Origin of the sequence: Streptomyces sp. NPDC097640 (assembly GCF_040302705.1) — a bacterium.
GTDB lineage: Bacteria > Actinomycetota > Actinomycetes > Streptomycetales > Streptomycetaceae > Streptomyces.
The window spans coordinates 43,273-60,536 of the sequence record NZ_JBEOSB010000009.1 but is presented as its reverse complement, the minus strand read 5'-3'; the positions used below and the strand labels follow the sequence as shown (position 1 = coordinate 60,536).

14 protein-coding genes and 2 pseudogenes are annotated in these 17,264 nt (G+C 70.0%); 6 read left to right on the top strand and 10 right to left on the bottom strand.

The genetic code is table 11. From position 1 onward, the window contains the following. Positions 1 to 211, top strand: a pseudogene (locus ABTY62_RS15910) (FG-GAP repeat domain-containing protein); the annotation flags it as partial. 99 nt (positions 212 to 310) lie between these two features. On the opposite strand, the gene ABTY62_RS15905 reads toward ABTY62_RS15910, so the two are convergent. The 5 genes and pseudogenes from ABTY62_RS15905 to ABTY62_RS15885 form a co-directional block, all read right to left on the bottom strand. Continuing rightward, complete coding sequence (locus tag ABTY62_RS15905) at positions 311 to 1,726, bottom strand: DHA2 family efflux MFS transporter permease subunit (protein WP_352129992.1); 1,416 nt, start codon at positions 1,724 to 1,726, stop codon at positions 311 to 313. A 115-nt stretch (positions 1,727 to 1,841) separates the two neighbouring features. After that, a complete protein-coding gene (locus tag ABTY62_RS15900) occupies positions 1,842 to 2,807 on the bottom strand; it encodes a 4Fe-4S domain-containing protein (RefSeq protein ID WP_352129991.1) in 966 nt (321 codons plus the stop codon). Continuing rightward, positions 2,804 to 3,562, bottom strand: a complete 759-nt coding sequence (locus ABTY62_RS15895; RefSeq protein WP_352129990.1) for a dienelactone hydrolase family protein — start codon at positions 3,560 to 3,562, stop codon at positions 2,804 to 2,806. Before ABTY62_RS15895 ends, ABTY62_RS15900 begins: the two co-directional genes overlap by 4 nt. Positions 3,563 to 3,590: 28 nt before the next feature. Further along, on the bottom strand, positions 3,591 to 4,559 hold the full coding sequence (locus ABTY62_RS15890; protein ID WP_352129989.1) for a PDR/VanB family oxidoreductase: 969 nt from the start codon (positions 4,557 to 4,559) through the stop codon (positions 3,591 to 3,593). A 241-nt stretch (positions 4,560 to 4,800) separates the two neighbouring features. Beyond that, positions 4,801 to 5,518: pseudogene (locus ABTY62_RS15885) on the bottom strand (helix-turn-helix transcriptional regulator). A gap of 165 nt (positions 5,519 to 5,683) precedes the next feature. Here ABTY62_RS15885 and ABTY62_RS15880 point away from each other — a divergent pair. Both ABTY62_RS15880 and ABTY62_RS15875 read left to right on the top strand, forming a co-directional pair. Further along, on the top strand, positions 5,684 to 6,265 hold the full coding sequence (locus tag ABTY62_RS15880) for an FAD-binding oxidoreductase (RefSeq protein WP_352129988.1): 582 nt from the start codon (positions 5,684 to 5,686) through the stop codon (positions 6,263 to 6,265). Between the two features lie 21 nt (positions 6,266 to 6,286). Next, the gene (locus ABTY62_RS15875; protein ID WP_352129987.1) at positions 6,287 to 6,961 is read left to right on the top strand and encodes an SDR family NAD(P)-dependent oxidoreductase; all 675 of its coding nucleotides are present in this window, start codon (positions 6,287 to 6,289) and stop codon (positions 6,959 to 6,961) included. 125 nt (positions 6,962 to 7,086) lie between these two features. On the opposite strand, the gene ABTY62_RS15870 is transcribed toward ABTY62_RS15875, so the two are convergent. Continuing rightward, on the bottom strand, positions 7,087 to 8,301 hold the full coding sequence (locus ABTY62_RS15870; RefSeq protein ID WP_352129986.1) for an acyltransferase family protein: 1,215 nt from the start codon (positions 8,299 to 8,301) through the stop codon (positions 7,087 to 7,089). Positions 8,302 to 8,816: 515 nt separating this feature from the next. Here ABTY62_RS15870 and ABTY62_RS15865 point away from each other — a divergent pair. Further along, positions 8,817 to 9,902, top strand: coding sequence for a TolB-like translocation protein (locus tag ABTY62_RS15865; RefSeq protein WP_352129985.1), 1,086 nt, complete (start codon positions 8,817 to 8,819; stop codon positions 9,900 to 9,902). 592 nt (positions 9,903 to 10,494) lie between these two features. Here the strand turns inward: ABTY62_RS15865 and ABTY62_RS15860 are convergent. The 3 genes from ABTY62_RS15860 to ABTY62_RS15850 form a co-directional block, all read right to left on the bottom strand. Further along, positions 10,495 to 12,426, bottom strand: coding sequence for a hypothetical protein (locus ABTY62_RS15860; RefSeq protein ID WP_352129984.1), 1,932 nt, complete (start codon positions 12,424 to 12,426; stop codon positions 10,495 to 10,497). A 52-nt stretch (positions 12,427 to 12,478) separates the two neighbouring features. After that, positions 12,479 to 14,035, bottom strand: coding sequence for a hypothetical protein (locus ABTY62_RS15855; protein WP_352129983.1), 1,557 nt, complete (start codon positions 14,033 to 14,035; stop codon positions 12,479 to 12,481). Between the two features lie 417 nt (positions 14,036 to 14,452). Beyond that, positions 14,453 to 14,851, bottom strand: a complete 399-nt coding sequence (locus tag ABTY62_RS15850) for a VOC family protein (RefSeq protein ID WP_352129982.1) — start codon at positions 14,849 to 14,851, stop codon at positions 14,453 to 14,455. An 80-nt stretch (positions 14,852 to 14,931) separates the two neighbouring features. Between ABTY62_RS15850 and ABTY62_RS15845 the strand changes: the two genes are divergently transcribed. Next, a complete protein-coding gene (locus ABTY62_RS15845; RefSeq protein ID WP_352129981.1) occupies positions 14,932 to 15,210 on the top strand; it encodes a class I SAM-dependent methyltransferase in 279 nt (92 codons plus the stop codon). Positions 15,211 to 15,540: 330 nt separating this feature from the next. Here the strand turns inward: ABTY62_RS15845 and ABTY62_RS15840 are convergent, their stop codons facing one another. Continuing rightward, on the bottom strand, positions 15,541 to 16,515 hold the full coding sequence (locus tag ABTY62_RS15840; RefSeq protein WP_352129980.1) for a LysR family transcriptional regulator: 975 nt from the start codon (positions 16,513 to 16,515) through the stop codon (positions 15,541 to 15,543). 109 nt (positions 16,516 to 16,624) lie between these two features. On the opposite strand from ABTY62_RS15840, the gene ABTY62_RS15835 reads away from it, so the two are divergent. Next, positions 16,625 to 17,254, top strand: coding sequence for a LysE family translocator (locus ABTY62_RS15835; RefSeq protein ID WP_352129979.1), 630 nt, complete (start codon positions 16,625 to 16,627; stop codon positions 17,252 to 17,254). Positions 17,255 to 17,264 lie beyond the last annotated feature (10 nt).

Genomic DNA, 17,264 nt, shown 5'->3' with positions numbered 1-17,264 from the left:
CAGCCAACGCGGATACTCCAACCAAACACCCGTCAAAATCGGCAACGGCTGGAACGGATACACCCCCTTCGGAACAACCGACTGGGACCACGACCAACACCAAGACATCATCGCCCGCAACAACGCCACCGGCGACCTATGGCTCTACCCCGGCACCAGCCAACGCGGATACTCCAACCAAACACCCGTCAAAATCGGCAACGGCTGGTAGACACTTCGTGGCATGGTCCTGGGCACAGGCGGTCCCGGTAGGCCGACGGTGACGCAGGTCCACCAAGTCCGTCCGGCCCGGCATTCAGGCCCATACCTGTCATGTGGCATCAGGTATTCGCTGCGGATCTCCGATTCCGCGCAGTATCGCCGCGGCCGCGCCGGCGAGGAGCAGGACGAGGATGAGCGGCAGGTATGCAGCCTGGGCGGACCTGGCCTGGAGGACCGCGCTTGTCGTGGCGCTCCCCAGGACCGCGCCCAGCTGGCGGGCGGTGAAGTAGGTACCGGAAGCGGTGCCGCGCAGTTCCGGCGGGACGGTGCGCAGGGCCGTGTTGTTCAGCGGGACCAGGGCGAGGCCCATGCCGAGGCCACACAGGAGCAGCCCGGGGACGCACTGCCACGCGGGTGCGTCGCGAAGGGTGCGCAGGGCGACGAGCGCCAGGCCGAGGGCCATGCCCAACAGGCCGGACAGCACCAGATACTTGGCGTTCACCCGGTCGGAGAGACGGCCGATGAAGGGGCCCATCGTGGCGGCGATGAGCGCCATGGGCGCGGTGAGAAGCCCGGCCTGTGTGGGTGTGAGGCCGAGGGTGGTCTGGAGGTGGAGGACGAGCGGCAGGAACATGCCGGTCATGGAGAAGCCGAGGGCCGCCGTGATCAGTGCGCTGACCGAGAAATTGCGGTCCCGGAAGAGACGCAGGGGCAGCAGCGGATCGTCACGGGTGAAGCGCTGTGACAGGACGAAGGCGCCGAGCAGGACCACACCGGCGACGATGACCTGGGGCACGGTGACCGGGCCGACGAGCGCGCCCCAGTCGTAGGACCTGCCGTTCTGCACGCCGAACACGATCAGCGTCAGGCCGGCGGCGGAGAGCAGGATGCCGAGCGGATCGATGCGGCGGGCGTGACCGGGTCGCCAGTCGGGAAGCACCCGCAGGCTCATCACCAGGGTGCCGGTGCCGAGGAGGACATTGAGGTAGAAGATCCACTCCCATCCGAGGCGGTCCACCAGGAGACCGCCCAGGAGGGGGCCGGCGACCGTGGCCAGTCCGGAGGTGGCGCCCAGCATGCCCATCGCACGGCCCCGTTCGCCGTCCGGGAACAGGTGGGTGATGAGGGTGAGTGTCTGAGGGGTGAGCAGTGCGGCGCCCAGCCCCTCGATCGCCCGCGCCGCGATCAGCGCCTGGATGTTCGGCGCCGTCGCCGCTCCCAGGCACGCCACGGTGAACAGCGCGAGCCCGGCGACGAACAGCCGCTTGGGTCCGTGCCGGTCGGCGAGCCGGCTGGTGAAGAGCATCGGGACGGCATAGGTCAGGAGATAGACGCTGGTGACCCAGACGACCGCGTTCAGACCGGCATGCAGGTCGCGGACCATGGCCGGGACCGCCACCGACACGATGGACGTGTCGACGACGATCATGAAAAGTCCCAGGCAGAGCGCGGTGAGCGCCGCCCGGGCACTGTGCGTGGGCGGGGTTCGGCGGGAGGCGGGTTTCGGTGCTGCGGTGTTCGTCATGGCTCACTTCGGCCGGTGTCGGCAGGGCTGCTCGGGACGCGTGCGGGCAGGCCGGGCCACGGGCCCGGGGCTTGGGTTCGCCCCGGGCCCGTGGAGTTCGGGGTCCGCGGTCAGGTCAGTAGCGGACCTTGCCGTAGTCGACTTCCTGTTCGGGGTAGCTCTCGGCACGCCGGCCCAAGTCCCGCATCCGCGCCCGCATCTCTTCGGGCGGGAGGTGGTGGAACGATCCGTGGCCGGGCAGCACCCACTCGAAGGTGAAGGCGTCGGCGCCATGGGTGACGGACGCGGCCAGCGTCTTGATCGAGTCGTAGACGACGCTGTCGGCGACCTCGAGATCCTGCTCGGAGTGGGACCAGAAGAACGCGTCGCCGGTGAAGCAGAACCTGTCGTCGGCCACGAACACCGTGCTGCCCGCCGTGTGGCCCGGGAAGGGGTGGGCGATGACGCCCGGCCCGATCTCCACCGGGTCCTGACCCCGGATGACCGAATCGGCGTCGGGGCGTGAGTGCAGGTCGCCCTCGTGGATCCACAGGCGCGCGCCGAACGCGTCGGCGTATTTCCGGCCGTGGGCGACGTGGTCGAGGTGGGTGAGCAGCACGTCGGTGATCTCGCCGACCGCTCGCGAGTAGCGCCGGGCGAGCGCGGGACGCCAGCGCGGGGTGTCGATCATCATGGCGGTGCCGTCGGGGCGGCGCAGCAGGTACGAGGTGGCGCCGTAGGTCTGCGGGGAGGCGTATCCGCACAGCAGCACGATGCCGTCCTCGTCGAGGGGCATCGGGTAGGGGTCGGAGTCCTCGCCCCACTGGTCCTGCGGCGGGTGCACGGACCGGGTCGGGCAGGCGTACGCGGCCTGGTACATCTGCCGCACCTCCTCCTCCGTCTCCGGCTGGCGTACGACGGAGGACACACCGCCGTAGTTGCCGCCCTCCGCGTAGGTGATCATTCCGGGGGCGTACTGGCGGGCGATGTTGCAGTTCAGGCAGCGGTCGTCGACGTACCAGCCGTCTCGGGGCCGGGCGTCGGTCTGCGCCGGGGTGTCGGTCTCGGTGTCGGTCTCGGTCTCGGCCTCGGTGGTGCTCATGACTCTGCTTTCTCGGTGTGGGGGGTGCTCAGATGGGTGGCGAAGAAGGTCTCGATGCGCTGCCAGGCGTCGGCGGCGGCCTCCGGGTCGGGGCCCATGCCCATCACCCGGAACAGGGGGCGCAGCGGGCGGGGGCCGACCTCGGCGTCGTTGAGGAAGGAGTGGCCGGCCTGCGGATACTCGTGGACGTCGTGCACGACACCGAGCCGGTCGAGGCTGGTGCGCAGCCGGGCGGCCGCGCCCCGGAGGGCACGGTCGCGCCCTCCGTAGCTGGCGACGACGGGGCAGGCGCCGGCGAGGGCGTCCAGGTCCTTGGGGAGCATTCCGTGGTTGGCGGAGGCGGCCTGGAAGCCACCGCGCCCGGCCGTCATCAGGGCGAAGGAGCCGCCCATGCAGAACCCGATGATGCCGACCGCGCCGGTGCAGTCGGGCAGGGCCGCCAGGTGGGCGCGGGCGGCTTCGATGTCCAGGTAGGCGCGCCCGGTGCCGGACAGTGCCGCGCGCATGGTGGGGACCAGGCAGCGCCGTACGCCGCCCTGCGTGAACAGGTCCGGCATCAGAGCGAGGTATCCGGCCCGGGCCAGGCGCTCGACCTGGCGGAGCATCACGTCGTCGACGCCGAGTGCCTCGTGGACGACGACCACTCCTGGGCGGGGGCCCGGGCCGGCGGGGCGGGCGAGGTGCCCGTTCAGCCGTCGGGAGCCTCCGGCCGGGGCGCTGAGGTTGCTCAAGTCGACGTGTTCGACAGGGGACATGGACTTCTCCGGATCTCCGGGGACGGGGTCACAGGTCGAGGACGAGACGGGGGCCCCGGGCGCGGGAGACGCAGATCATCATCGTCTCGCCGGCCGCCCGGTCCTCGGGGCTCAGGACGGAGTCCCGGTGGTCCGGCTCGCCTTCCAGCACCTCCGTCTCACACGTGCCGCAGATACCGTCGGTGCACGAGAACGGGGCATCGATCCCCGCCGCCCGCACGGCCGACAACACGGTGTGCTCCGGGGGCACCTGGACGGTGACGCCGGACTCGGCGCAGACGACTTCGAAGGCGGTACCGGCACCCTGCGCCTCCTGCGCCTCCTGCGCCTTCGCCGTGAACCGCTCCATCTGAAGCGCCCCGGTGGGCCAGGCGCGGCAATGCTCCTCGATGGCGGCGAGCAGGGGCTCTGGCCCGCAGCAGTACACGAGGGTGTCACCGTCGGGCTCGCCGAGGTGGGCATCGAGGTCGAGGAGCCCGTACTCGTCCTGCGGGCGGAGTGTCACCTTCTCGCCGTACCGGGCCAGTTGGCTGGTGAACGCCATTGAGGCGCGGCTTCGTCCGCCGTACAGCAGATGCCACGGCGTGCCCGCCGCCTCCACCGCGGCGACCATCGGCAGCAGCGGCGTGATGCCGATGCCGCCGGCCACGAACAGGTACCGACGCGCCGGGCGCAGCGGGAAGTTGTTCCGAGGACCGCGTACCTCGACCCGTACTCCGGGGTGGAGTTTGTCGTGCACGCAGGCCGAACCGCCCCGGCTGTCCGGGGTGCGCAGCACGGCGATGCGCCAGGCCGTGCGGTCGGCAGGGTCGCCGCACAGGGAGTAGGTACGGGTGAGGCCATTGCCGAGCAGCAGCTCGACATGTGCTCCCGGCTGCCAGTCCGGCAGCACCTCGCCCTCGGGGTGGCGAAGTGTCAGGGAGATTGTTTCATAGGCTGCTTGGGCCCTTTCCGCGACGACGAGGGACTGCTCGTACGAAGTGGGGGGTGCGCTCAAGGAGGAAGCCCGCTTTCACAGAACTCTGTGCGTCACACGGGTCGTCGGCAACAGGAACCGAGGCACGGACGTGACGCAGAACGGTCAGGTCTCGGAGCGTGCGACGGAAGGCAAGGCGACGGACGACGTTTCCAATCTGGACCCTAACGCACACAGGGCCCGCGGGTTGCCGAATCGTTATCTTCCAGGGGCGTGCGAGCAGCACGTTCCAGCCACGCCTTCCCGCCACGCCCCGCCGCTGTTACTCGGCTCGGTAGAGGGAGGCAATGTCCGTGGCGACGCGGGCGAGTTCCTCGCGGAGTTCCGGCGGTGAGACGACTTCGACATCGGTACCGAACGCCAGCAGCGGCCGGGCGGCGCCGAGGCCGCGGAAGCGCAGCTCCAGTACGGCCCACCCCTCGTCGTCACCCTCGGGGGAATCGCCGTCGCCCCCGGTGGCACCGCCCTCCGGCGGCGGGCCGGCCAAGTCGGCCTGATGCAGACGCAGGAACCAGCCCAGGATCCCGCGCCGGACCCGCATCACGACGCCGACATCCGCGGGGGCCTCGTCGAGCTGCCGGCGCAGTTCGTCCCATACATCGGCCAGCTCCACACCCTTGCGACGCGTCGGCGGCGCCGCGATGCGCCTCGGGCAGCGCTGCCATGACCTTGCGCAGCGCCGAGCCGATGGCCTGTCCCAGACCCAGATCGGCGTGGGTCCGGTCGGTGAGGAGCACGAACAGTGCGCGGGCCTCGTCGGCCGTCAGACCCGTGACATCGGTCCGGTAACAGGGCACCAGCGCGATCCCGCCGTTGCGCCCGCGCTCGGTGTACACCGGCACACCGGCCGCGGACAGGGCCTCCACGTCTCGGAAGACCGTGCGGACGGATACCCCCAGTCGTTCGGCCAGGTCCGTGGCCGACAGCTGCCCATGGGTCTGCAGCAGCAGGAGGAAGGCCAGCTGGCGATCGGACTTCATGGGGCCAGGATCCTCGACAAACATGCCAATCACTGACATGTATTCGCTCGGCTCAGTCATGCGGCACATGTGATCTGAAATACATGCTGCTCTATGACATGTATCGCACGGAAGTCTGGTGACCGCACCAAGCACCACCGCCCCATTGCTTCAGGAGCGAAGAACATGACGAGCGCAATCACCCCCGGCGACGGGTTCCCGAACTTCCCGGCGGGCTTTCGCGGGCAGGTCCTGCGCCCCGGTGAGCACGGCTACGACGAGGCCCGGGCCGTGAACAACGGACGCGCCGCCGACGAGGGCCCCGCACTGATCGCGCGCTGCCTCGACGAGGACGACGTCGCCACCGTTCTGCGCTACGCGTCCGCCACGGGGACTCCGGTGGCGGTGCGCGGCGGCGGCCATGGCTACGACGGGCACGCGATGCCCGGCGGCGCCCTCGTCGTCGACCTGTCCGCCCTGCGGTCCATCGTCGTGGACTCCGTGGAGCGAACGGTGCGGGCTCAGGCCGGCGTCACGCTGGGTGATCTGGACGCGGCCACCCAGAAGTACGGCCTGGTCGTACCTTCCGGCACCGTCACCTCGACCGGCATCGCGGGCCTCGCGCTCGGCGGCGGCATTACGGCGTCCGCAGTGGCCGGGTCACCGGTGCGGTGCCATCACCGAGGATGCCGACGAGGACGCCACGGCCTTCCCACGCGCCGGCGCGGCCTGGACCTGGCAGGCTGTCGCCCTCTGGGACTCTCCTGAGCAGGACACCGGCTACGACCAGTGGGCCGCCGACACCGCCGCCGCACTGGCCCCGCACTCGCTGCCGACCGGCTACGTCAACCTCACCACCGACCAGGGTTCCGCTTCATCCGGCTCGACGTCACCGACGAGGCGACCGTCGCTCTCGCCGCCGAGCACATCGGACGCGAGAGCGGCCGACTCGACGTGCTCGTCAACAACGCGGGAATCAGCCGCCCTTGGGACCTGCCCAGCGAGACCGCGGTCGAGGACGTGCAGGACACCTTCGACACCAACGTGTTCGGATACATCAGGGTCACCAACGCCACACTCCCGCTGCTGCGCCGTTCCGACGCGGGGCGCATCGTGAACATCAGCAGCGTGATCGGTTCCCTGACCGCCGCGGCCGAGAACCACGACCCCACCGGGGCCTTCCCCGACGGCCAGTTCCCTGTGATCCTCAGTCACAGCATGTCGAAGGCAGCGGTGAACTCGCTCACCGTGATGTACGCCAACGAACTGCGTGCCGAAGGCATCCTCGTCAACGCGGTCTCCCCGAACTGGGTCCCGACCGACGCCAACGGCCACTCCGGGATCCTCACCCCGGAACAGGGCGCCCGTATGCCGGTGCGGATGGCCACCTTGCCCGACGGGGGCCCCACGGGAACGTTCACCTGCTCCGATGCCACTGGTGACGGGCTGACCCTGCCCTGGTGACCCGCGCCCTCCTGTGCTGCGGCCTCCAGCGGGCGGCAGCACAGCAAGGCAGCAGTGTGGCTCGATCACCGACGTCTCGGAGGCGTTCACGATCCTGTGGGGCTCGAATCGTCGAGGCGGAGGGCTTATACCCAACTGCTTTCGGTTCCTGAAGGTTTGGGCTTGGGGCGCATCCCGAACAGGAAACGCGTCACCCGCACCCTGCGCACTGCGCACTCGTACACCGCGAGGATCACTGCCAGTGAACCGGCCACGATGCCCGCATACTTGACCGCGGACGGCGCGGACCATCCCACCACTGCGTAAGCGAAGGCGACCACGACGGGTTGGTGCAGTACGTACAGCGGAAGCGCGGCGACGGTAAGGTACCCCCACACCGGCTTGCTCCCGTCCCCGGCCTGCCTGCCTTCGCGAGGTTCACGGGGCCGGTCCAGCGGGCCGAGGATCGCCACCACCAAGCACCATCCCGCCACCCCGAACAACGCCCGGGTGAACATCGCGAACCCACTCCGCGCGGTGAACGGATCGCTCTCCGCCAGAAAGCCGGGCGCGGTCCCGGCGAACAGGGCGAGCCCGAGCACGCCGACCGGTACGGCGAGGCGGCGTATGACGGCCCGGATCCGCTCGTCGCCGGCCCAGGCGTAGCCACAGAGGAAGAACACCAGGTACGCCCAGCGGTTCCAGCCCGCGTAGTCCTCCTCCATACCTGCCAGCGCATTGAGCAGGGCGAGCGGCAGCGCGGGCAGCAGGAGCAGGACGGGCCATCGGGTCACCGCGGATCCCGCATGCCCGCCGCCGGCTTGCACCGCCGCCGCGACGGGTGCCAGGAGCAGGCAGAAGGCGAGGAGGAGGACGATGAACCACAGATGGCCGGTCTCGAAGTAGCGGCCGCTGAGGACGAAGGGGAAGTCAGCGGGGTCCGGGTGGACGGTCAGGAAACGCGGCCAGAAGTGCCAGTACGACTCGTGGTAGCCGGGGTCGGCGGCCCGCTGCCGCAGCCACTGCGGCAGCGGGTTGAGGGCGAGCGTCGCGAAGAGGAGCGGGACGCCCAGGCGCAGCAGGCGCTCGCGGGCGAACCCAGCCCGGCCTCGGCGGCGGATCGAGTGCCAGGCGCCGAGGCCGGCGACGAGGAACAGCATGGGCATCGCCCACACCACGCCGAACCCGGCCAGGACGGTGACGGCTCCGGTCGTCTGCGCGTTCTTGACGTAGAAGTCGTCGTCCGGGGAGAAGACGAGGGCTGCGTGGAAGAAGACCAGGCCCAGCACAACGAGGGCACGCAGCGCGTCCAGTTCACCGCGCCGGGCAGCAGCCGTCGGCCGCTCGGCCTCCGGGCTCATACGGCCCCTCCCTCCGTACCCCGCCCCAGTGTGGCGGAGGGCATCCACGGAGGACAGGGCTCCGCCGGAAGGAGACAGCACGGCCCCTGCCCTCGGCCGGCAGGCCCTGGGCGCCGTCGAGTGGCCGACATCGGCCGAGGGGCGCCCGGTGGACCCGAGGGCATAGTGCGGACGCTTGGAGACCGACGTACTCAGCCGTCCGGCTTCGGGCCTCAGCGCACTTGACGACGTCTTCGCCGACGACTCCCAGTGGGACCGCGAAACCGCCGGCGTCTACAGCCCCGAAGGGCTGTAGGTACGGGGAGGGCTGAGGTCCTCGCGCGGCCATCCGCTTGCCGCCGACCGCTCTCACCTAGACCGGAACCCCGCCTCTCGATAGTCATGCGACGCATTGACCCCACAGCGCCGTCGCGATTGCATGCTTGTGGCCCTCCGGTGGGGAACCGGGGGAAGGGCCATGTCCTGTCTTGGGGGGAAAAATGAGGGGAAACACGAACCGGAGCACCACCAGACGTGTGCGGGCCGCCTTAGGCGCCACGGCCGTGGTCTGCGCGGTCACCACGGTGCTGCCGGGAGCCGCTTCGGCTGAGCCCTCGACCGTGCCGGGCGTCGCGGGCGACAGCGGAGCCGGGGTCGAGCGGATCAGTGTCGCGACCGACGGCACCCAGGGCGACGGCGACTCCGCCGGCGCCACGATCACGGCCGACGGCCGGCGTATCGCCTTCTCGTCGTTGGCGAAGAATCTCACACCCGCCAACCCAGTGACATGGGCAAGGGTGTTCGTCCGCGACCAGCGGACGAGCCAGACCACGCTGATGAGCAGCATCACCCCAACGAATCAGGGCCCGGTGATCAGCGGTGACGGGCAATACGTTGCCTTTTGGGGGCTGCTGCAAAGAGACACGAAGTCCTTCCTGTCCCAGGTGAGCTCGGGCAGCACGATCGGCATCAACTGCCCCGGCCTCAGCTGCAGCCAGCCGTCGCTGAGCGCGGACGGCCGCTACGTCGCCCAGGTCGCCACCTTCAATCGACCGCCGTCCCGGCAGCGCATCGAGGTACGGGACTGGCGCGCCGACACCACGGAGACCGTCGCCGAGTTCGACCACACCGTCTCGGCCCGGCCGTCCATCAGCGGCGACGGCCGCTTTGTCGCCTACCAGGACGGCCAGGCGGAGGACGTCTTCGTGTGGGACCGGACCGACGACACCTCCTCCGGCCCGATCGAGGGCCCGTCCAAGGCGGCGACCCTCGTCCAGATCAGCAAGGACGGCAGCAAGATCGTCTACCTCTCGGGCTCCGACACCTACGTCCACGACGAGAGCTCGGGCACCGACCAACTGGTGCCGAACGTGCGGGGCGTGGCCATCGATCCCACCGGCCGCTATCTGCTGTACGCCCCACACGACACGAGCGGACCGTCGCTCACGCTGCGCGACCTGGAGACGGGCACCGACGAGATCGTCTCGAACCAGCTCGCCTCGGCCGGGACCGACGCGGTCAGCGCCGGTGGGCGCGACGTGGTCTTCCATTCCACGGCCGACGACATCGTGCCCGGCGACACCAACGGCACGTCGGACGTTTTCATCCGCCGCTTCTACTGATCGGCCCTCGGGGAGTATCCGAACGGAAATCAGTGGCAGCCGCTGACCGGATCATGGTCCGCACGGCGGTGACGCGCAGGGTGCAGCCCTGTCCTCGCCGTACGGTGACGCCGTGGTCGAGTTGGACACGACCCCTCGTCGGGGCAGCCTTACGTGAGGCCGGTTCGAGGGGCTGAGCCTATGCTCGTCGTCCCAGTCGCCAAGCCGGGCCAGGCACCTTGCGGATGCCGAAGCGACTGCCCCTGTTGCCAGAACTCGGTTACACCTGGGCCCGAGTCTCCTGCTTGACGCGTTCCGCGTCAGTGCTGGGTGCCAGGCCGGCGGCCGCCGTGGGCTCGCTCACCCTGCTCGTGGGCATCGACGTGTGACCGGAGACGGACGTCGGTCCAGCGATGACACATAGTCACCAGCAGGCTGGACTCCTGGCGAACTGGTGACACTTGAATAGGCGAGCCCACCAGCATCGACCCCCCTCCTCGCGGCGCCTGCTCGCCCGCGGGCCCGTAGGACGCGCGGGCCGTCCAGCGCACGGATGGAGCAGCAGGCGGGTGAGGTCCGCCTGCTGCTCGGCGATCTGGTTACGCGCGGGGCGTCACTGGTTGACCCAGTTGGGGCACTTGTTGTTCTTGACCTTGTTGCAGTAGGCGGTGATGACGCCGATTTTCTGCCCGGGGCCCGCGTCGTAGCGGTTGTCGGCGGTTGCTTGCGCGTATTGGACGATGACGGTGATATCCACCACCTGGCCGGAGCTGTTGAAGGCTTTGCCTAAGTATGTGAGGCGCGTTCCGTTCTGCTCGACCTTGTCGACCTTGCCGGCGAGAGCCGCGTCGATGACCTTGCACTGCCTGATGTTGTGCCGACCGGTGAAGTGGTTCCAGCCGAGTTCGTGATTGCCCAAACGGGTGGGGATCTTCCTGCCGTCCGGGTCGGTCTGGCTGCACTTGACGTTCTTGTTCCAGAAGGGCGTGCGGGATGCGGGCGCCGCAGCCCCGGGCAGGCCGTCGGCGACGGGTGTCCAGCGGGCTTCGGTGCCGTCCTCGTCGTTCCACTGGTAGACGGCAGTGCGGTCGGGGGTGAGGCCGTAAAGGTGCTTGTCGCTGACGGCGAAGGAGGCGCCCGGTCCGCCGACCTCGGTCCACCGGTCGGGCTCGCCGTCGTATTTGCGGATCTTCCCCGTGATCGGGTCCGTGGCGAAGAGCCCCGCGCCGCCCGCGTAGATGTTCTCGGCCGGTCCGCCGATCCGGGTCCAGTCGCCGGTGTCGTCGTTCCACTGGTGGACGGCAGTGCGGTCGGGGGTCAGGCCGTAAAGGTGCTTGTCGCTGACAGCGAAGGCGGCACCCGGTCCACCGACCTCGGTCCACCGGTCGGGCTCACCGTCGTATTTGCGGATCTCCCCCGTGATCGGGTCCGTGGCGAAGAGCCCCGCGCCGCCGGCGTAGATGTTCTCGGCCGGTCCGCCGATCCTGGTCCAGGTGTCCCCCCGCCATTCCCCGATGCCGTCTGCGGTCAGCCGGTAGAGGCTGCCTCCTGTGACGGCGAACTGGCCCGTACCGCCGCCGATCGGGTCCCACCGCTTGGCCTCGCTGTTGTACTTGTTGATCAGACCGGTGTCGGGGTCGACCATGAAGACGCCCAGGCGGCCGGCGTAGACGGCCGTGGCACGGGAACTGATCGCATCCCACTGTGTTCCGTTGCGTTTCCACACGGCGCTGTGGTCGGCGGCCAGGACGTACAGGTCGTCTTCGGCGGTGACCGCCAGATCGCTGGGGTGATCAGCATCCGGTGTCCGGTCCGAGGGGCCGTTGGGCGGATCGGATATCTCGGATGCCGGGGGCGTCGTGGGCGTGCTCAGGGGGGCGCCCTGAGGGGCTTGGGGCTGCGGCTGCTCGTGCTGCGCGGGCGCCGGGCGTTGCCTGATCCGGCGCTGTGCTTCGGACGGCGCCGCCGGGCTCACCGCCGTCCAGGCGGGAGGCTCGCCGCCGTACCGGGACACGGCACCCGTGTCGGGATCGGTGGCGAAGAGGTCGGCGCCGTTCGCGTAGATGTCCTTGGCTCGCCCTCCGATCCTGGTCCAGACAGGGGCGTCCTGTGACCACTGGTAGATGCCGCTCTGGTCGGGGGCGAGGCCGTAGACGCGGTCGTCCGTGACGGCGAAGTCGGCACCGGGCCCCCCGATCGGGGTCCATCCTTGTGGAGTGCCGTCGTAGCGGTACAGGTCGCCGGTGTCGGGGTTGGTGGCGAAGAGCCCGGCACCGCCCGCGTAGATGTCTTTGGCGGGACCGCCGACCCTGTTCCAGCCAGGGCCGGCGCTGGAACGCTGGTAGACGGCTGAGCGGTCGGCGGCCAGGCCGTACTGACTGTCTGCGACGGACACGACCGACACCATCGGGACGGGCGGTTCCGGTTCGTCGGCGAGGGCGGGCGCCGCGGTGAGCAGACTCGCGACGACGGCCCCGGCCAGTAAGGCGCCGATGCGCCGCAGTGCGGTCGGCCGCCCGCGGCCCCGGTGCGGGAGAAGAGACATGTGTCCTCCAGAGGGAAGAGAAAGGGAGAGGAAGAGGCGAAGGCCGCGGCCGTCAGCGGGCGGCGGGCGCGCCGATACGGGCCCAGGCCGTGCCGTGGCCGGTCCACTGGAAGACCGCGGTGCGGTCCGGGGAGAGGCCGTAGAGGCGGTTGCCCGCGACGGCGAAGGTAGTTCCGGGGCCGCCGACCTTGGTCCAGGAGTGGGGGCGGTTCTCGTACGCGTAGATCCGGCCGGTGTCGGGATCGGTGGCGAAGAGCCCGGCGCCGCCCCCGTAGATCTCCCCGGCCGGACCGCCGACGTGCTTCCAGGCCGTGCCGTGCCCGCTCCACTGATAGACCGCGCCGCGGTCCGGGGACAGGCCATACAGACGGTTCCCGGCGATCGCGAAGGAGCCTCCCGGCCCGCCGATACGGCTCCACTGGCCGGGCCGGGCGCCGTACCGGTGGAGGTCACCGGTGTCGGGGTCGGTGGCGAACAGGCCGAGCTTGCCCGCGTAGATGTCCTCGGCGGGTCCGCCGACGCGCGTCCAGGCGGTGCCCCGGCCGGTCCACTGGTAGACGGCGCTGTGATCGGGAGACAGGCCGTAGAGGCGGTTGCTGGTGACGGCGAAGGTGGCTCCGCGGCCGCCGATCCGGGTCCAGGAGTGCGGGCGGCCGTTGTACTTGTAGATCCGGCCGTCGTCCGGGTTGGTCGCGAACAGCCCCAGCTCGCCCGCGTAGATCTCCCCGGCAGGCCCGCCGATGCGCCGCCAGCCGCCCTGGCCGCCGCGCCACTCGTACACCGCGCTGTGGTCTGCGGCGAGGGCGTAGAGCCGGCTGTGCCCGGCGAGGGAGACGAGGGCGGTCGTCCTCGCACTCGTCCGAGGTTTGGCGGCCGCCGGATTGCGCTTGGACGGAGCTGCCTTGGGCGACTGCGCCGTGGCAGCCGGCGCGGGCGTGCGGGAGGGGGCCGTCGGAGTGCGTGAGGCCTTCGGGGCCGGTGGGGTCGCCGGGGCGGGCGAGTCGACGACATGGAGGTAGCGGCGGGCGGTGTAGCTGCTGAGCGGATGCCCCGCGAGCCGCCCGGACGTGAGGTTCCCGACGTCCTTGCTGGTGGGCCGGGAGCGGCTGCTCTGCTGGTAGTAGCTGAAGGTGCCACGCTTCTGGTCGATCCAGCCGCCGAAGATCACCACGTGCTGGGGGGAATTGAGGATGTCGCCGGGCTTCAGATCGCCGATCCGGATCGCCGTCGACACGCTGGGCAGGGAGCGGGTCGACAGGCTGCTCCCGAGCTGCCAGGCCATCGACACATACCCCGAGCAGTCCTGCCGGTAGGACCATCCGGTGGCCTCGTCCGGCCACCAACTGAACGGCGCGCGGGTGCCGTTGGCGCTGTAGGGCACCTTGCGGTCCACCCAGGCCTGGGCACGCTGGATGATCTGCCGGCGAGTCACCCTGGCCCCCCGGACGGTGTCACCCCCGGTACGCCCGGTTTCGGTGACCGTCTGCGAGGTGGCCCGGACGCTGTCGGCCTGGACGGGGACGGATGCCACGGCGGTGGCGGCGAGCACGGCCCCGATCAGGCCGTACGCGCCACGCAGCGCCACCGTGCGGAGAGGGAAACGGGACAACGGGGTCTCCTCCCGTAAGTCATGGATGGGAAGCGCGGACGCGCGGCCACTGGTCGCGCGGTGCTTCGGCACCGGGACCGGGCAGACGCCCCCCGCTTGGAGACCACCATGCGAACCGGAGGAAATGGCCACCAGACGGCGGCGGCAACACCGCAGGTCAGGGGGTGATGAATGGTGGACAACGCCCTTTGTCCACGGACAATAGAGCCCAGCAGCGGATGATCTCGCGCGCGGCAGCTGCTCGTCGTCGGTCGGCGGGTCGATGTCCCGGAGCCGGTTGAGTCCTCGCCTCACCAGGGTGCGGTGGACGGTCGCCGACGCGACGGTCCCCTGCTGGTGGCGCTTCTGGACTCGGCGGCCGCGTTCACCGGGAGCCCTGGGATCTCAGGGCTCCCGCGTGAGCGGCTGTGCATGGCGTCAGCGTGCGAACTTTTCGATGGCCGCCGGGGTGACCGGGGTGAAGAAGTTGACCAGGTTGCCGTCGGGGTCGCGGAACAGCAGCGACCGGTTGCCCCAGGGCATCGTGGTGGGCTCGGTGACGAAGTCGGTGACGAAGCCGGTCAGGTTCTGGTGAACGCGGTCCACGTCGTCGACGAGGAACTCGGTGATCACGCTGTGGTTGTCCGCCGGACGGGCGGAGCCCGGGGCGAACAGCGGGACGGTGCGGGTGCTGGCGATCGCGAGGGTGGCGCCCGCGGTCCTGAGTTCGGCGAAGTCCTCGGTGGCCCACGTCGCCCGCGCCCCCGTGGCTCGCTCGTAGAACTCGACGAGGCGCGCTACGTCGCTGGTGATGATGCGGATCGAGACGAAGTCCATGGGAATCTCCTTGGCTGTGCTGGGGGCGTGCGCGTCGCAGGCTAGGAGAAATAGCGGACAGAATCGGTCCTGAATTCGCGTTGCACTGCGAACATGCCTCGACCCACCGGCCGCGTGCTGAGGTGGTGTCCCTGCTCGACGTCCAACCCACCGATCGGGTGCTCGAAGTCGGCTTCGGCCCTGGTCTGACCATCGCCGAGTTGGCCCGCCGCGCCAGCCGAGGACACGTCTACGGCATCGACCACTCTGACGCCATGGTCCGCCAAACCCGCAAACGCAACGCGGCTGCCATCCGCACCCAGCGGGTCACGCTGCTGCACACCTCGGTGGACCGGGCCGCACTTCGACAAGCCGCTTGACGCCATCGTCGCCGTGAACTCGCTCGGGTTCTGGCCCAACCCGACGGAACAGCTCAGCGAGCTGCGCGGTCTGCTCCGCCCGGGCGGACGCATCGCGCTCGCCGGCCAGCCCCGCTGCGCCGGGGCCACCGCTGACACCACCGCCCGAGCCGGCCGGGAACTTCACGATCGGCTCACCCAGGCAGGCTTCACTCAAGCCCGCATCGAAACCCTCCCTCTGGCCCCACCAGTCGCCTGTGTTCTCGCCACCAACCCGGTAGAGGGGCCCGCAGCCTCCAGGTGAAGCGCCGACCATCGACCAGGCGGTGGTGATTCAGGACCAGGGGCTATTCAGGCTCCGTGCGGTGAGTCCGATGAGCGTTGTTCCTCTTGCAGGGGAGCCTCCCAGGTGGCGGTGATGTCGCGGGCGACATCGCGCAGGAGGTCGATCAGCATGTCTGCGAGTGGTGTGAGGCTGGCGTCGGTTCTGGTCAGGGCGTAGAGCTGGCGGTAGGGCCTGGGGTGGGCCAGTTCGCGATGGGTGGTGCCGGGCGCATGGGTCAGAGCCAGGCGCGATACCAGAGCCACAGCGCTGCCCGTGCCGACGAGGGCCTGGACAACGTCGTAGGACTCGGTCTCGAACCGCACCGTGGGAGTGAAGCCGGCCTCGCGGGCAGCGTCGTGGAACTGTTCGCGGGCGGCGTGGCCGGCCAGGATGGAAACCCACGATTCGTCGCGCAGTTGTTTCAGGCGCAGTTCGGTGTCCGCGGGCTGCCCGGTGGCCAGTGGGTGGTCGTCGGGGAGAACCACGACCATCGGGTCCAGCAGGAGCGGGTGGGCGCGTAGGTGCGGGGGCGGCGCGAGCGGTGTGCCCCAGGACGCGACGATGGCGAGGTCCAGGCGCCCTGCGCTGATCTCGTCCGCTCCTCGCCCGGACACCACGTCCACGACGGAGACGTCGGCGTCCGGATGGCGGTGCCGCAGGGCCGTCAGAGCGGGTGGCAGCAGGTGCAGGGCAGCCGCCTGGAACGTTCCGATCCGCAGCCGTAGGGAGAGGTGACCGAGCAGTGCGGCCAGTTGCGCCTCGGCCTTGTCCGACGTCTCCTCCACGGTTCGGCCGTGGGAGGCGAGCAGCGCACCGGCCCTGGTGAGCGTTGCTCCGCGAGGACCACGGATGACCAGGGGCACCTGCCAGTCGCGCTCGGCCTTGACCACCTGCTGTGTGACCGCCGCCGGCGTGAGCTGGAGGGCGTGAGCCGCCGCCGTCAAGGAGCCGTGCCGCTCGATCAACGCGAGAAGCCGGAGCTGTCCCGGGTCCACCACCATTCACTAATCCTAACGCTGCACCCTTCTCTTTTAACTTCTCTTATAAGTGCGGGAGAGGAAGCCTGGTGGTGCACCCATCGACCCCGATCCCTGGAAGGGTTCTTTCCCCATGCCTACGCATGTGCCCGTTTTCATCGCCACCACATTGCTGCTGGCGATGCTGCCAGGCGCGAGTACAGCCATGATGATCCGGCAGGTTCTGGAAGGCGGGCAACGCACAGTCCGAGGCACGCTCGCGGGCAACGCCACCGGCTTCCTGCTGTGGTCCACGGCCGCCGCGGCCGGGCTGTCCGCTGTCCTGCTGGCCAGCCCGCGTGCGTACGCGGTGCTCCGGATCGCAGGCGGCATCGTGCTGATGATCCTCGGGGTGAACACACTGCGGACCGCGCTCACCGCCGCCTCCACCTCCACCCGTCCGCCCCGCGAGGACGGGCGCCGCACCGGCTTCGCGGGCGGATACCTCACCGGCCTGAGCACCAACCTCGGCAACCCGAAGGCCGGTGTGTTCGCCGTCTCGGTGCTGCCCCAATTCGTGACGGCGAAGGGCCCGGTGTTCCTGTCGACCGTCGCCCTGGGAGCTCTGTGGGCGCTCGTCAGTGCCTCTTGGTACCTGCTTCTCACCTGGGCCGTCGGCCGAGGGCGCGCCTTGGTATCGCGGCCGACGGTCCTGCGGGGGCTCAGTGTGACGACCGGCGTGGTCCTGCTTGGGCTGGGCGCCGCGGTGGCAGCGGGTGTCTGAGGGCCGGGCC

What these genes read in the sequence shown, in the direction of transcription:
- ABTY62_RS15905 (WP_352129992.1), bottom strand. Translation starts at nt 1,726, where the DNA reads ATGACGAACACCGCAGCACCGAAACCCGCCTCCCGCCGAACCCCGCCC.
- ABTY62_RS15900 (WP_352129991.1), bottom strand. Translation starts at nt 2,807, where the DNA reads ATGAGCACCACCGAGGCCGAGACCGAGACCGACACCGAGACCGACACC.
- ABTY62_RS15895 (WP_352129990.1), bottom strand. Translation starts at nt 3,562, where the DNA reads ATGTCCCCTGTCGAACACGTCGACTTGAGCAACCTCAGCGCCCCGGCC.
- ABTY62_RS15880 (WP_352129988.1), top strand. Translation starts at nt 5,684, where the DNA reads ATGACGAGCGCAATCACCCCCGGCGACGGGTTCCCGAACTTCCCGGCG.
- ABTY62_RS15870 (WP_352129986.1), bottom strand. Translation starts at nt 8,301, where the DNA reads ATGAGCCCGGAGGCCGAGCGGCCGACGGCTGCTGCCCGGCGCGGTGAA.
- ABTY62_RS15860 (WP_352129984.1), bottom strand. Translation starts at nt 12,426, where the DNA reads ATGTCTCTTCTCCCGCACCGGGGCCGCGGGCGGCCGACCGCACTGCGG.
- ABTY62_RS15850 (WP_352129982.1), bottom strand. Translation starts at nt 14,851, where the DNA reads ATGGACTTCGTCTCGATCCGCATCATCACCAGCGACGTAGCGCGCCTC.
- ABTY62_RS15840 (WP_352129980.1), bottom strand. Translation starts at nt 16,515, where the DNA reads ATGGTGGTGGACCCGGGACAGCTCCGGCTTCTCGCGTTGATCGAGCGG.
- ABTY62_RS15835 (WP_352129979.1), top strand. Translation starts at nt 16,625, where the DNA reads ATGCCTACGCATGTGCCCGTTTTCATCGCCACCACATTGCTGCTGGCG.